This is a genomic window from Maribacter huludaoensis, assembly GCF_029350945.1.
Classification (GTDB): Bacteria; Bacteroidota; Bacteroidia; order Flavobacteriales; family Flavobacteriaceae; genus Maribacter; species Maribacter huludaoensis.
On sequence record NZ_JARKMS010000002.1, the window covers coordinates 47,214 to 62,720 of the forward strand.

The 15,507-nt window shown below is 35.7% G+C and carries 13 protein-coding genes; 4 read left to right on the top strand and 9 right to left on the bottom strand.

The genetic code is table 11. The annotated features are described in order from the left end of the window. Window positions 1–7: 7 nt before the first annotated feature. The gene (locus tag PXC01_RS05335) at window positions 8–2,131 is read right to left on the bottom strand and encodes a Tex family protein (RefSeq protein ID WP_276472108.1); all 2,124 of its coding nucleotides are present in this window, start codon (window positions 2,129–2,131) and stop codon (window positions 8–10) included. A 184-nt stretch (window positions 2,132–2,315) separates the two neighbouring features. Between PXC01_RS05335 and PXC01_RS05340 the strand changes: the two genes are divergently transcribed. Further along, the gene (locus tag PXC01_RS05340) at window positions 2,316–4,607 is read left to right on the top strand and encodes a toxin-antitoxin system YwqK family antitoxin (protein WP_276471295.1); all 2,292 of its coding nucleotides are present in this window, start codon (window positions 2,316–2,318) and stop codon (window positions 4,605–4,607) included. 78 nt (window positions 4,608–4,685) lie between these two features. On the opposite strand, the gene metG is transcribed toward PXC01_RS05340, so the two are convergent. Beyond that, complete coding sequence (gene metG, locus PXC01_RS05345) at window positions 4,686–6,773, bottom strand: methionine--tRNA ligase (RefSeq protein WP_276471296.1); 2,088 nt, start codon at window positions 6,771–6,773, stop codon at window positions 4,686–4,688. Window positions 6,774–6,984: 211 nt separating this feature from the next. Here metG and PXC01_RS05350 point away from each other — a divergent pair, with 211 nt between their 5' ends. Next, entirely contained in the window at window positions 6,985–7,164 is a 180-nt protein-coding gene (locus PXC01_RS05350) for a hypothetical protein (RefSeq protein WP_276471297.1), read from the top strand. 55 nt (window positions 7,165–7,219) lie between these two features. Here PXC01_RS05350 and PXC01_RS05355 read toward each other — a convergent pair whose 3' ends face one another. Next, window positions 7,220–8,923, bottom strand: a complete 1,704-nt coding sequence (locus PXC01_RS05355; protein WP_276471298.1) for a DUF1501 domain-containing protein — start codon at window positions 8,921–8,923, stop codon at window positions 7,220–7,222. An 11-nt stretch (window positions 8,924–8,934) separates the two neighbouring features. Then, complete coding sequence (locus PXC01_RS05360) at window positions 8,935–10,428, bottom strand: DUF1800 domain-containing protein (RefSeq protein ID WP_276471299.1); 1,494 nt, start codon at window positions 10,426–10,428, stop codon at window positions 8,935–8,937. A 186-nt stretch (window positions 10,429–10,614) separates the two neighbouring features. On the opposite strand from PXC01_RS05360, the gene PXC01_RS05365 reads away from it, so the two are divergent. After that, on the top strand, window positions 10,615–10,974 hold the full coding sequence (locus tag PXC01_RS05365) for a YraN family protein (RefSeq protein ID WP_276471300.1): 360 nt from the start codon (window positions 10,615–10,617) through the stop codon (window positions 10,972–10,974). Window positions 10,975–11,062: 88 nt separating this feature from the next. Beyond that, a complete protein-coding gene (locus tag PXC01_RS05370) occupies window positions 11,063–11,722 on the top strand; it encodes an aspartate kinase (RefSeq protein ID WP_276471301.1) in 660 nt (219 codons plus the stop codon). Here PXC01_RS05370 and PXC01_RS05375 read toward each other — a convergent pair. The 5 genes from PXC01_RS05375 to PXC01_RS05395 all read right to left on the bottom strand — a co-directional run bounded on the left by PXC01_RS05375 (window position 11,719) and on the right by PXC01_RS05395 (window position 15,507). Next, complete coding sequence (locus tag PXC01_RS05375; RefSeq protein WP_276471302.1) at window positions 11,719–13,038, bottom strand: TlpA disulfide reductase family protein; 1,320 nt, start codon at window positions 13,036–13,038, stop codon at window positions 11,719–11,721. The genes PXC01_RS05370 and PXC01_RS05375 overlap by 4 nt on opposite strands. 130 nt (window positions 13,039–13,168) lie before the next feature. After that, complete coding sequence (locus tag PXC01_RS05380) at window positions 13,169–13,501, bottom strand: tellurite resistance TerB family protein (protein WP_276471303.1); 333 nt, start codon at window positions 13,499–13,501, stop codon at window positions 13,169–13,171. Between the two features lie 8 nt (window positions 13,502–13,509). Continuing rightward, window positions 13,510–13,839, bottom strand: coding sequence for a hypothetical protein (locus PXC01_RS05385; RefSeq protein ID WP_276471304.1), 330 nt, complete (start codon window positions 13,837–13,839; stop codon window positions 13,510–13,512). A 228-nt stretch (window positions 13,840–14,067) separates the two neighbouring features. Next, window positions 14,068–15,081, bottom strand: a complete 1,014-nt coding sequence (gene yiaK, locus PXC01_RS05390) for a 3-dehydro-L-gulonate 2-dehydrogenase (RefSeq protein ID WP_276471305.1) — start codon at window positions 15,079–15,081, stop codon at window positions 14,068–14,070. 99 nt (window positions 15,082–15,180) lie between these two features. After that, the gene (locus tag PXC01_RS05395; RefSeq protein WP_276471306.1) at window positions 15,181–15,507 is read right to left on the bottom strand and encodes a TerB family tellurite resistance protein; all 327 of its coding nucleotides are present in this window, start codon (window positions 15,505–15,507) and stop codon (window positions 15,181–15,183) included.

Below are 15,507 nucleotides of genomic sequence, written 5' to 3' on the forward strand. Positions count from 1 at the left end.
TACATTTCTATTTCTGAAGCTTCAATTGAATTCTTTTTCTTGAAACATCAACATCTAATACCTTTACAATAATTTGTTGATGTAAATGAACATGCTCGTTAACATCTTTTACGAAGCTGTCCGAAAGATTTGAAACATGGATCAATCCGCTTTCCTTTATACCTATATCCACAAAACACCCAAAGTTGGTAATATTGTTTACAATACCTGGTAGTAACTGCCCACTGTGTAAATCGGTGATCGATTTAATAGTTTGATCAAAGGTGAACACCTTTGCCTTTTCTCTACGGTCTAGTCCAGGTTTTTCCAATTCTGAACGTATATCCTCCAAGGTGAGTAATCCAACTTCGGCGGTGCAATATTTTTGAAGGTCAATGTCTTTAAGGAGCGTTTTGTTGCCAATTAAGGAAAGAATTTCGGTTCCTTTATCTTTTGCCATTTGTTTTACGATACCGTAACTCTCTGGGTGAACGGCAGAATCGTCAAGCGGATTTTCCGCATCTTTAATACGTAGGAATGCTGCCCCTTGTTCAAACGCTTTGCCGCCTAAACGAGGAACATCCATAATATCTTTTCGGCTTTTAAAAGCTCCTTTTTCCTTTCTTTGGCTTACAATATTCTCCGCTAATTTAGGACCAATACCAGATACATAGCTCAATAAGGGAACACTGGCAGTATTGATATTTACGCCGACGGAGTTCACACAACTTTCAACTACCGTATCTAACGAAGTTTTTAGCTTGTTTTGGTCTACATCATGTTGGTATTGCCCTACACCAATAGATTTAGGGTCTATTTTTACCAGTTCGGCAAGTGGATCAGCCAAACGCCTACCAATAGAAACGGCGCCACGTACGGTAACATCGTAATCTGGAAACTCTTCTCGCGCAATTTTAGATGCGGAATAGATAGAGGCACCAGCTTCGCTCACTACAAAAACTTCTACGGGATTGTTGAATAGTACTTTCTTTACAACTTGTTCTGTTTCTCTTGATGCTGTGCCGTTGCCAATAGCAATTGCTTCTATTTTGTATGCATTTGCCAATGAACTTAATTTCTTGATTGCTCCAGCAACATCATTTTGTGGCGCATGCGGATAAATAGTTTCGTTATGTACCAAATTGCCCTGTGCATCTAAACAAACCACTTTACAGCCTGTTCTAAACCCAGGATCTATGGCAAGAATACGTTTTTCGCCTAGAGGTGCGCCCAGTAATAATTGTCTTAGATTATTAGAGAAAACAGCAATGGCATCATCGTCTGCTTTTTCCTTTGCCGCTTTTAAAAGTTCGTTGGATAAAGAAGGAAACAATAATCTCTTATAGGCATCTGCCAAAGCCATTTCAATTTGTTGGGCACAGGCATTATTTGTTTTTATAATTCTGTTTTCTATTCGGTCTAATAATCGTTCATCATCCAATTCAATTTTAACCCGAATGAATTTTTCAGATTCGGCGCGAAGTATGGCTAATAATCTGTGTGACGGACATTTGTTCAAAGGCTCGCTCCAATCAAAATAATCACGGAATTTCTGCGCCTTTTCATCATCTTTTTTTGTACCGATTACTTTGGTGCTAATAATGGCAAATCTTGCTAATTGAGATCTGATAGATGCTCTAATATCTGTTCTTTCATTGATCCATTCAGAAATAATATGGCGTGCACCTTCTAAAGCATCATCTTCATTTTCAACACTATTGCTAAGGTATTTAGAAGCCGTATACTCAATATCATCATTACGTTGCGCCATAATGATTTTTGCCAAAGGCTCTAGTCCGTTTTTACGGGCAACTTCGGCTTTTGTTTTTTTGCTTTTTTTGAAAGGCAAATAAAGATCTTCTAATTGGGTAAGGTCTTCAGCGCGCTCAAATTTTTGTTGTAGTTCCGTTGTAAGTACGCCTTGCTCATCAACCGCCTTTATAATTGCTTTTTTGCGTTTTTCAAGCGCTTCAAATTGTTCCTTGAATTGAACAATGGCTCCCACTTGTACTTCATCCAAATTTCCGGTTTTTTCTTTACGGTATCTAGATATAAAAGGTATGGTGCAATCGGCATTTAAAAGCTCAATGGTATTCTGTATTCCTTTTTCGGGCAGTTGGGTGTGTTTAAGTATAAAGGGCAGTAATTGCATGTAAAATCGTTTAGAACTTTTAAAAATACCCATTATTAGGTATTGAAATCAAGCTGTACAAGGTATTTATTTGTCAATAGCATCTCCCCTGTATAATTCTCCCCCGGTTATGGTATATAATAATCCAGTTATGTGGTATAGCTGAAATTATATTTTAATAATCATTAACTAAAACTAAACCATTATGAAAGTAAAAGTATTAACTATTTTCTGTGCCGTGCTGCTCACCATTGGGTGTAATAAAAACGATGACACAGTAGAAGAAACACAAGTAGAAAAACCAGAAGAGCAAGAGCTGCCCAATGAACCTACTTCTGTTACGGTATTGACCGGTAAGTTTATTGATGCTGCCGTCCAAGGACTATCTTTTGAAACCGCTACCCAAAACGGAGTTACCAATGAGAATGGAGAGTTTTCATATGTTGAAGGGGAAGAAATCACCTTTAAGGTAGGTGAAGTAGTATTAGGCTCTGTAATTGCAAAAGAGGAAATTACACCAATAGATATTGCTAAGGTGGCAGATGCTAGTGCGAGTATTGAAAGTCCGATAGCAAAAAACATAGCGGCTTTTTTGCAAACGTTAGATGATGATCAAAATCACACAAATGGTATTAATTTAAAGGCGGATGTTACCGCTACATTGGGCGTACAAGATGTAAATTTTTCAGGGAGCATATCATCTACACTAGCAGATATAGTTATTAATGTATCTCAACTTACGGGGGCTTATTTAGAGATTGTTTATCCTGAAACAGCTGCAGCGAATATGGCAACTGCTTTGGGCTTAGAATATACTCCACAGGAGAATTTGGCATTAACACATTTACTGCCTCTTCTTGAGTCTCTATATGCTTCTGATGTACCAAAGTCAGCTGTTTATAAAAATGTTTTTAATGCAGATGGTTCATTACTTTCTACTACAATCATTTTAAGATATTCAGGAAGAGTTTTGAATGAACTTACATTTTCTGCCTATAATGAGGTAGGGTTGCCTGTTAAGTTTACCAATTCATATGTAAGTCAGAAACTTTTAGGGGACATAGCTTTTTATCCTATAAGTTCATATTCACAATCATTTGATTTGGTTTATAATTTAAACAATCAAGTGGAACAACTTGTATTTGATAGTGGAGCAACAAACTCAGAACATCTTTTTCAAATTTCTGAATGGAATGAAGAGAACAAGGCTTTAACATATATAGAAAGTTTTACCGAAGAAACCAATGTTTATAGTCAAGAGAAAACCTATATAAACACATATGAAGAAGGAAAACTTAAATCTCAATCGATAATTGATGTTTCTGAAACTAATGATGTTTTAGGGCAGTTTTATTCTAATAGGAATTATACAATAACTACTAATTATCAATATAATGAGAAAGAAAATTTTTCAGAAATCAGTAATTCCTCTAGTAGCGAGTATTCATCGCAATATCAAAATGATTTGCCATATGAAAGCGTGTCCAGTTCTACTCAAGTTTGGGCGTTAAGCTATAGTGATGCATTTACTCTTACGGAATTAAATATTGAAAGCAATACGGTAGGTCAAGATTATATTTCTTCATTCGAAAACAATTTTATGTATGATGAAAATGAATTGGTAGTTGCCAATACTTTTACAAATAGTGATGGTTTTCAGCAAGTACGAACCTTACAAGGAGGATATTTACTTACTTCTGAAAATTTTAATAATGGAGTATTAACTTATAGCACCACTTATAAAACTGATGGTTCATATGTTGAAATGATAAATCAGTATAATTACAATTCGGAAATTACTTTTTCATATGCCAATAGCTGGGTCATACTTTCTACAGGATATTATGCAATTCAAAAAACTGAATATTTTGACGAAGATGGGGTTTTAACTGACTATTTAAGTTATGAATTTCATGATAATGGATTTGTTAAAGAAACACGTTCATACGATGCTTCAGACGAACTCAATTGGATCGATTATTATGACGAAACTGGCTACTTAATTAAAACTGAGTATTTTGATTTAGGTTCAATTTACTATACGTATCTCTATGAAAATGATGAAAATGGGCATAGGTTAAGTTCAGAAGGTTATGATGTGAATGGAATCTTGTCTGTAGCATTTTATTACAATGATTTAGGTGATGTTTCTTATGAAGAGTACTATGTAGAAGGAGTTTTAGCGGAATATTTCAATTATAACTATGAGAACAATATTCTTATAACGGTAGAAGGTTATTTAGCAAATGGGCAACTATTTTTAATTGAATATTATGAAGATGGTATTTATGTAAGATCTGAGTTTTATGATGCAGATGGTAACGTGACAAACAACTCTACTGGAAAGTCATTTAACATTCAAGCAAATAGACGTTCGGCATCCTTAAAATTAGACGTTGCTAAAAGGTTACATGACGTTTATGAATCTAAATCGGTTAAGCGTATCATTAAATCTAAATACGCTCTTAAAGACAAACGCATGCTAGATCAGTATTAAGCGATGATATAATATGATAAAATAAAAAGCCTTGGTGAAGATTTCACCAAGGCTTTTTAAATGTATAAAAATTGTGTGCTAATTTATCCCTTCACCATTACCAACTCCATCCTCATCTGGGTTGACGAATACCAATTTTCCATCGGCATTTTCAGTCATTAGAATCATACCTTCACTTTCAACACCGCGCAATGCTCTTGGTGCCAGGTTGACTAACACTGTTACCTTTTTACCAACTATTTCTTCTGGTTTAAAGCTTTCTGCAATACCGGAAACTATGGTTCTAACATCTAATCCGGTATCAACTTTAAGTACTAAAAGCTTTTTGGCTTTCGCCATTTTTTCAGCTTCGATAATGGTACCTACTCGCATATCCAATTTAGAAAAATCATCAAAGGTAATCGTATCTTTTTGTGGCATTACTTGTTTGTTTTCGTTCTCGTTGGCTTTTTTGGTCGCTTCTAATTTATCTAACTGAGTTTGTATCTCGGCATCCTCAATTTTTCTGAAAAGTAACTCTCCTTTATTTATTTGATGTTCAGGTTTCAATAATGCTTCTTTATTAGAAACATCTTTCCAGTTAAGACTTCGGCTACGCTCAGTCCCAGAAGAAGATAGATTTAAAATATTCTTTAATTTATTAGAAGTAAATGGTAAAAATGGCTCACTTAAAACAGCTAAACCTGCAGCTATTTGTAAAGCCACGTTCATAATTGTTTTTACGCGTTCTTCATCTACCTTGATGACCTTCCATGGTTCTTCATCGGCTAAATATTTATTACCTAAACGAGCCAAATTCATTAATTCTTGACCAGCTTCTCTAAAACGGTAGCGCTCAATAGAACTTGAAATGATTTCAGGGTATTTTGTTAATTGTTCTAGGGTTTCAGTATCAACGTTGGTTAAACTACCTGTAGCTGGTATTTTACCATCATAATATTTGTTGGTCAGTACAACTACCCTGTTAATGAAATTACCTAAAATGGCAACTAATTCATTGTTGTTACGTGCTTGAAAATCTTTCCAAGTAAAATCATTATCCTTAGTTTCTGGAGCGTTTGCTGTAAGTGTATAACGTAGCGAATCTTGCATTTCTGGAAAATCCACTAAGTATTCATGTAACCAAACCGCCCAGTTTTTGGATGTGGATAGTTTGTTGCCCTCTAAATTTAAAAACTCGTTTGCCGGTACATTTTCCGGTAAAATATAGCTTCCTTCTGCCTTTAGCATGGATGGGAAAATAATACAGTGAAAAACAATATTATCCTTTCCTATAAAGTGAACTAATTTAGTGTCTTTATCTTTCCAATAGGGTTCCCAGTCTTTACCTTCACGGGCAGCCCATTCTTTGGTAGATGAAATATACCCTATAGGGGCATCAAACCATACGTATAATACTTTGCCTTCTCCACCTTCAACAGGTACAGGTATTCCCCAGTCTAAATCCCTGGTGACAGCCCTTGGCTCTAAGCCACCATCGATCCAAGATTTACATTGGCCGTAAACATTTGGTTTCCAATCGTCTTTATGCCCTTTTAATATCCAATCTTTAAGAAAATCCTCATATCTGTCTAATGGTAAGAACCAGTGTTTTGTTTCCTTGGTGGTCGGTACCGTTCCGGTATTGGTCGACTTCGGGTTTATTAAATCCGTCGCATTTAAACTAGATCCACAATTTTCACACTGATCACCGTATGCTTCTTCATTTCCACACTTTGGACACGTACCTATTACAAACCGATCAGCTAAAAATTGCTGGGCTTCCTCATCATATAATTGAGCCGTAGTTTCCTCTATGAAGTCTCCTTTCTTGTAGAGTGTCGTAAAGAAATCTGACGCTGTTTTGTGATGAACGGGCGCAGAGGTTCTAGAATAATTATCGAACGTAATACCAAAATCCATAAAGGATTGTTTGATAATTGCGTGGTATTTGTCAATAATATCTTTAGGGGTAACTCCTTCTTTTTTGGCTTTCATTGAAATGGCTACGCCATGTTCGTCGCTACCACAAACAAATGCGACATCCTTACCAGTTAATCTTAAATAACGGGCGTAAATATCTGCAGGCACATAAACACCGGCCAAATGACCAATGTGTATTGGACCATTTGTGTATGGTAATGCTGCGGTAATCGTATATCTAGAGGGTGTTTTAATATTGGACATCAAAAATTAATTAGGCCACAAAAATACTGAATTTGCGGGGAGAATTACTACTATCCAAACAATTGAAGTTCTCGTTTTATTGAAACCGACGTCAACATTTGTTTGTCAATGGACGTAAAAGCTGATGTCACAATTGAAAATTATACTAAAACGATTAAAAAAAAGTTCTATTGTAAGAAAAAACTTATTTTTTAATCTAAACATATAAGATATGGGTGTTGGTAATTCTAAAAAAATTTTATTGGACAACGGTCTGGACGAAATAGAAAAGGCCATTGAAAACTCTAGTACCAGTAAAGAGGATGTGGTAAGACTTTACAAGGACAAAAATCACAGGGTTAAAAAGGAACTGCGGTTCGAGTCTAAAATGAACAATTCTAAGTTAACATAATTAAAAAGCCCTATTCAAAGAAATTGAATAGGGCTTTTTACATTTGGGAAACAAATTAAGCTACCATCACTGATTTACTCATATTTTGGTTTTGTACATTGATACGATAAATGTACTTACCTGTTGATAGCTGTTCGGGCATGCGCTCTCGTATATTTATTTCGGTAGAACCTTCAAACATCATCTCATTGAAAATGGTACCTACTTTTTGTCCTAAAATATTATATAGCTGAATATCTACATGTGCAGAAAATGGCATTTCCAGGTAAATATGTGGTGTACTATCTGTTGGGTAAAATGGTTTATGAACCACGGCGTTCAGCAAATCTGGAGTTATAGGGGATTGTGATTCTTCGTCCGGGTAAACCGGCGGTGTAACTTCACCATCACTATATGCAATGTCAGGAAAAGCTTCGCCGCTACAGCTAAATCCTAAATCTACCGGTACATATGGTTTGTAGTTCAGTAAATGAGCTTCTACCAAAGGTATATCTACACACAACCATTCAGCAAGAACAGTGGCATATAAGTCCCTAAAATCCATGGTATATTCTAAATTTCCCCTTCCGTCCGGATCATCTAAGGTGGGGTGGTCACCTACAAATGCACTACCATTTAAGCCTGATCCAAAGAACAATGTTGGTGTGGCCTTACCGTGATCGGTACCATTTGATCCGTTTTCAAAAATACGTCTTCCAAATTCAGAAAAAGTCATGCTCAACACTTTGTCATCTTGTTGGGTAAAGGCAATATCTTCATAGAAATTATTTACCGCAACAGATAAAGTTGTCATTAATTTGGCATGAGTCTGTGGTTGATTACCATGTGTGTCAAAACCACCCATAGAAATCATATATACTTTGGTACCTAAGTTACCTTTGATCAGTCTTGCAATAAGTGCCAATTGGCGTGCAAAACTATTATCCTGATATTCAACTTGGTTTTGCCCACGTGTATAAGCATCATGTATAATACCGGAATATTCATAGGTTGTGTTGGCAACGCCCCTTAAAAATTTAAGTTGATCACCATACATACAATCATTGAACAAGTTATCTTCTAGACCATATACTACACCAGATTCTGCAATTTCTTCTAATTGATCTACATTTGATGTTACAAAGGCATAATTAGTTTCGTCCCCTTGAAAGACCAAACTACCGAATTGACCAATTTGAATGGCTGCCGGTGCCGCTGGCGGATTTACCAAATAATCTGGGTAAATACTTTCAAAGTGCCTGCCCATCCATCCGGTATTTAAACCGCTAAAACCTGTTGTTTCTATATCAGTATTGGCAAAAATATCCGAGCCGGTAAAGTGTGATAGACTTTGTCCTTCATAACCTACACCATGTACAGCCTTAAACTGCCCTTCTTCCCACATAGGTGCCAGAGCACTCATATAAGATGGTACACCAAATTCATCGGTCAATTTTAAGATTTTACTTTCCGGTACATAAATGTTGGGCCTGGCATTTGCATAACTATCATATTGTTCTATGGGTATTACGGTACTTAGGCCATCATTACCGCCAGATAGGCGAATGAGTATAAGTATATTATCTGTCTCCGCTCCAGAAATAGCGGCTGATAAGGGCGATGGCGCAGATGCCGAAAGCATATTCGATCCTAACATCATAGAGCCAGAGCCAGCGATGCCCATTGCTTGTAAAAATGAGCGTCTGCTCCAAGTTTTATGTTCTTCATCATGGCCTTCATGATGTAGGCCTTTAAATGGGGTATGGTGTGTATTGCACATAGAAGTAGGTGTTATTTTAATTGAAACTCAGGTTGTCTTGCTAAATATTGAAAAAGTAGATATACTTGAAACGGACCTTGTGGCCAAGTAGCCAATGTCCATGATTCTTGATTACCACCTTCGTAGTAAACATCTTCTACATCACTTCTGAATATAGCAAACGCTTTGGCATATTCTTCTTCGTTTAGCAGTCCCTTCGTTAAAACGAAATCTATAATCAATCTTGCAACGACATCTGGATTAGGATTAGTTAGTCCTTCATTGCCAGAAATTGCAAGGCCAAATGAACGAAACTGCTCATTATCTGCCATATAGAATTCCTCTAGAATACTTTCAATGGTCAGCCAACGGCCGATCATAAAATTTGTGTTGATCCAAGATCTGTCTCTTTGCCAACCGGCAACGTCAAATGGTTCAAATATTTCTTGACTTAACAATGCACTATAGTTGACCATTTCGGAAACGTTAGTGTCAGTGTAGTTAAAATTAGATTCATTTAATGTGTTAAAATAGAAGTCTACAGGGCTCTTTATGATTACTCCAATAGCTTCATCATCAAAAAAGTGTTGGCTTTTGAACAAAAGCCTTAGTACTGGTGCCAACTCAAAATTATTGTTCATAAATGTTGCTGCCAGACCATCTATGATCATCTGGGCATTATTTGCATCGTCCCTAGAATCTGGGTGTACAAAAAACTCATATAGTTTTCGGCATATAAATTCTGCAATTTCCGGAGCTCTTTGTTCAAAAAGAATATTGATGACATCGTCATAGCCCCAGTTGCCTGTTTGGCCTAATATAGTTTTGGGACCTGCATCATGTTTTGTAGGGTCAAAAGTAACTGCCGAACACCCCACTTCACCACGTTCAACATAACCACTTAGGGCTTTTGCGGTCTCTATAATATCTTCTTCGGTATAACCGTTGCCTTCACCTAGGGTAAAAAGTTCGTATAGTTCACGAGCATAATTTTCATTAGGGTTGTTACCGTTATTATACACGCCATCTAGGTAATATAGCATGGCATTGGACAATCCAATTTCGCTAGTGAATGTTTTAAAGTTACCAAGAGAATGTCTTTGTAGGCAATCTATATACTCGTACAAAAATGCATTACAGTTATAGACTTCCAACTCGGTTACAAAATGGTTGCTCCAGAAAAAACTTAATCTATCCCTTAGATTATTGTTCAGTAAACCTTTGGCATAATTAAGTTGAAATTCCGTTTTTTGCTCTCTTTTTAGTTGATTTCTTGCATCATTATCTGCGGGGTAGTTGTCATTGTTCCAGTTGGCCCAAGTAGGTGCCGCAATTTCCGGCATACTTAAGGCTTCATCTATTAAGGTGTCTACCAACGCACCGGCAGATTGTCCAACAGCTTGGTTAATTGTTTCCACAGAGGCACTAAATCCTAAGCGGCGATATAAATGGGCTGCTCTTAGCTGATCTAGATTAGCTGTGTACGGAGCAAGAGTAGAAGTATTACAATTAATGAAATATTCCATATTCTTAAATAGGCGTTTGTATTACGTTCGTAGAGTTGGGGCTTCTATGCTAAACGTTAGGAAATTAGGTATAGTATTTAAAACTATCTATTTTCGATAATCACATTTCAAATAACGAGATTTATTGATAAAAAGGCGTTGAAATTCCTATATTTTCGATGAATTACTTAATCTGTTAACTATATCATGGGAAAACATAACGAATTTGGAAAAGAAGGGGAGCAGATAGCTGTAGATTACCTTATAAAAAACGGGTATGCCATTAAATACAAAAATTATAGATATTTAAAGGCCGAGGTAGATATTATAGCAATGAAGGATGATATTTTGGTAATTGTTGAAGTGCGTTCTAGAAGTACGGACTTTATTAAGAACATTGCCGAAACGGTAACACCTAAGAAAATAAAGCTATTGGTGATGGCTGCAGATCATTACGTAACGGATAATGATCTTGATGTAGAAGTGCGTTTTGATATTGTTACGATACTAAAAAACAGAAATAAATTTGAGCTAGAACATTTAGAATCTGCCTTTTATCATTTCTGAATAATCTACTAAAATAGTAGATTTATTAAAAAACATTTTGTTTTATTTATAACAAGTTGTTATATTTGCACAACAACCATACAATAAAATGAAAACAATATCATCAGTCGTTGAGGAGTACATCAAGAAAAAGCCATTTTTACAAAGTGCTCTAGCACAGGGTATAATCAATCTTACATCACTATCTAGAATAGTAAAACCAGAGATCGAGCATGAATTAGGAAAAGATATTCGTAATGGCGCTATAGTAATGGCGTTAAAACGTCTTTCAGATGACCTGGAGTTTAGGGCAACCCATAAAATTCTAAAAGTGCTTAAGAATATTGGCGAGATAACCGTAAGATCTTCTTTGACGGATTATACTTTTTTAGCTTCTGATAAAATATTGGTACACCAAGCTAAATTACTTGAAGAAATCAATGACAACCAAGATGTTTTCTATACTTCTAGCCGTGGTGTCAACGAGATTAATATTGTTATCAGTAATTTGATGGATAAAACGGTAGAAAGACTATTTAAGGATGAAAAGTGTACTCAAAAGGCTGAAGAGCTATCATCCATTACCGTAAAGTTGCCTGCAGAAAATGTATCGGTACCTGGTATCTATTACTTTATCTTTCAAAGGTTGGCCTGGGAAGGTATCGTTCTTTATGAAGTAATTTCAACGACCAATGAATTTACCATCTTAGTTAACGATGAGCAAGTGGATATGGCGTTCAAAACAATCAAAGATTTAAAATCTCTTTAATTCTTTAGAAATTCAACTACTTCTTTATCAGATTCAGGTTTGGCAATAAATCGTTTTTCGCTGTCCAGAATGAAATAGGTAGGTGTGCTTTGTATGCCAAATATTTTAACGTATTCATTATCCCATCTACCTAAACCTATTGCGTGATTGAAATTGGGCATTGTTGCAGATACATTTTTCCAGTTTTCTTCTTCTAGTTCCAGTCCTACGGCAATTACTTTAAGATTTTCGTAATCTTTTAGTTCTTTGTGAAGCTGAGGCAGCTCTTTTAGGCAATGTGAGCATGTACTGCTCCAAAAAACCAACACATAGTTTTCTGCACCTTCCAAAGTTAAAAGAGAATGTTCCTTGCCATTTGACTGCCAAGTAACATCTGGGGAAATTGCACCAATTCTTAACCGCGTTGCCATTTCTATCTCATCCACCAACTTTTGATTATTGTTCGTGATCGCAAGCTTTTTCAAATGATTTTTGAAGATATAGTCTTGTACCGCTGGCAAACCATTCACTTCTGCTATTTGCCATAATTGGTATACGGCTCTTTCTTTGAAACCAATAGGGGTAGGTTTTATAAACGCTACCGTTGTTTCTATATTTTTAATAACCTCAACGGTCAATTGCTCTTTTGAGGTAATATCTGCAGGTAACGCAGAAAAGACATAGCTAGCAAATTTGTCAGTTAAAAAATTAGAGCCCTGTAGAACCGGGTCGTTTATTGCTAAATGATCAAAATGATGTTGTTTCTTGTGTTTAAGAAATGTTTTTAGATCTTCAAATTCAGCCGGTATGTAATTTCTATTTGCCTTTATGAATTTGTGGGCAATTGTTGTTGTATGTTTTTCTTCAAAAGTGGTCTGTATCGTATTCAGTTCTTTAATGATATTGTTGAATTCCCTATTAGGTTCATTTTGGTTTTCATAGAATTCAATTAACTTATCCTGTGCGGCCGTAATTTTAGAAAAGTATTCATTGTACCACTTATTCTCTACAGAATTGGTAATGGTTAACCCATCTTTTAGATTAAAATTGAATGTTACATCTTCTTCTTTATTGTAGATTACATCTATATAAAACTCATCTTGCGGTACAGCATAAACCAATCTATACATACCAGCTTGAGCGCTTACTGGCATTTCTAATTTAAAAGTACCATCTTTTACGGCAGTGTCAGTGCTATAACGTTCACCGTTTGCAGTTAGCTCATAGGCAATTAACCATTTAAAATCTTTGGCAGGGGAAAAGTTTCCGGAGATGGAACCTTGTGCTTTAATACTTAATGAAAAAAATAACAGGCAAATACTAATGAGAACTTTCATATATTTTAAAAAACAATTATCGGACCAATGTGTATATTTTATTCTTAATAATATGGATTTTATCAAGAATACTACAAAGTCAATAAAAATAATATTTGGAAAGCAATTGTGGACTTAAATTTTGAAAAGCTTATGAAAATTCCTTTTCTATCTCCATATGAGCAAGTGCCTCGGTTATTTTTAGAAGCTCCTTATCATGAACAAAACCGTCAGAAATGGCCACTTCATCTAATAGTTTGGCAAGTTCTCTTTTTTTAGGAAGAGACATTAAGCTTAGAATCTTAAAAGCTTTTTCTTTATTCAGATTTCTAGCATGGCCTACAAAGAAACTATCAAAAGAAAAACGATCCATAAGTTGGGTTAGATAGCGCATTTCCGCAGGGTCTACTTTGCTATCTGCTAAAATAACATAGTCTACCATCTTAACAACAGCTAATTTTTCTTCTTCTGTGTACTCTATCATACTATTATTTACTCCGTTTCTTCTCCTAATCCTATATTTATAAAAGTATCTATAATAAGGTCCATTTCTTTTTTATGGATAGCACCATCTGAAATAGCGACTTCATCAAGAATTTCTGCTAGAGCCGTTTTTTGCTCATGAGGTATATTATAAAGGGTGATTAAAGCATTGTCATAATCCAATAATTTTGCGCGTTCTAAAAATGCGTCGTCAAATCCAATACCAACTTTTAGTTTGTTCAATATTTCTAGCTCGCCTGGGTGAATTTCACCATCAGCCTCTATAACCTCGTAAATCATCTTAACAAAAGCTGCCTTTACAAACTCTTCAAACTCCATTCTTTAATTTTAGGAGCTGAAAGATATGAAAAACAAGAGGATCTAGCATAGATTTTAACTTCTACTTATTCACTAAAATGATGTTGTTCAATTTCTGCATTTGAAAAAAGATTTGCTAAACGTAGTAATCTTGATGTTATGTAGGCTAACATTAAATGATAAAATATAGGCTTTACAGAAAGTACTATTTACTATACTTAATTTTCACTATTGGGTCAGCATTCTTTTTTAATCTACTAATTCAAGAATTTCTTCCCATATTTTTGAGCTTACCTGCATACCTTCTACTTCAGATTTTTTTCTGGTAGCCAAGGTTCGTTCCCCTGGGTAGAATGTTCTGCCATCCTTTTTCATATAAGGGCCGTCATGTGTAAATTTAATAATTTCGTTCAATAGATTTTGTTGTATCTCCGTATCTGAAAAAGTACTTGGGTCTATACACATAAATACCTGCGAGAGTGCGGTTTCATTTTTCTTAAGCCCTATTTTGTAGGTAGAATTTCCTGCAGACAATAATGTTGCCAGCATATCCAATATCATAGATAGTGCAGATCCTTTCCAATAGCCAACGGGTAATGCGCGCCCAGAATCCATTATATCCTTAGGATGTTTGGTAAGCTCATTGTAATTGTCCCAACCTCCATGAAAGGGTAGTTCTTCATTTTTTAATTCCAAGCTTTGCATTTTTCCGAATGAAAACTGTGAAAGTGCCATATCTAAAACTACATGGCCATTTGGTCTTGGTATGGCAATAACTAATGGATTATTGCCAATTCTGTTCTCTTTTCCTCCCCAAGCGGGCATATTGGGTATGGTATTGGTAAATAGTATTGAAATACAACCTTGTTCCGCTGCACGCCAACCATAAGTTCCACCACGCATCCAATGGTTGGTGTTTTTTAGGGCAACTAAGCCCAAACCGTAGGTTTTGGCCAATTTAATGGCTTGATCCGTACATGTAAGTGCATTTAAGATTCCGGACCCCAAATTGCCGTCCCATCTTTCAATGCTGCCCATTGAAGCTGTTTTGGTGGCAATAGCATCGGTTTTTATCAAACCTTTCTTTATATAATCTATAAATACCGGAACCCTGTTTACACCGTGGGAGTAAACACCATCTAAGGTGCTTTCTGTGTGAATTTTAGCCAATGTAAAGGCTTGTTCTTTTGTAAAAGAGTGCTTTTGGAACAAAGACTCTAAAACAGATTTCATTTTTTTAGATGAAACTCTAATCTCGCTCAAAACGGTAATTTTAAATTTAACCGTTAAGATACATAAGTTGTTTAGCTCCGTAAATTATATAAAGAACAATGTAGCTAAAAGGTTTTAAATAAAGTAGAACTAGGCTTTCTTGGATAGACCTATTTGTGAGAAGACATGACGTATGACCACACTTTCTTTTTCATGAATATAACCGTCGGAAATTGCAACTTCTTCCAATATTTCCGCTAGCTTACTTTTTTTTGATTCTGACATGTCTTTTAGAATATGTACGCTTTGGTCTATATCTATGGTACGGGCCTGAATTAAAAAGTTACTGTCAAAATCTATGATAGGCATTAATCTACTTAACGCGTTTATTTCACCATTATGGACTTCGCCATCAGCTACAATAACAGAGTCAATAAGATGTACGATCGCTAATTTCTCTGGTATATCAAATTTCAT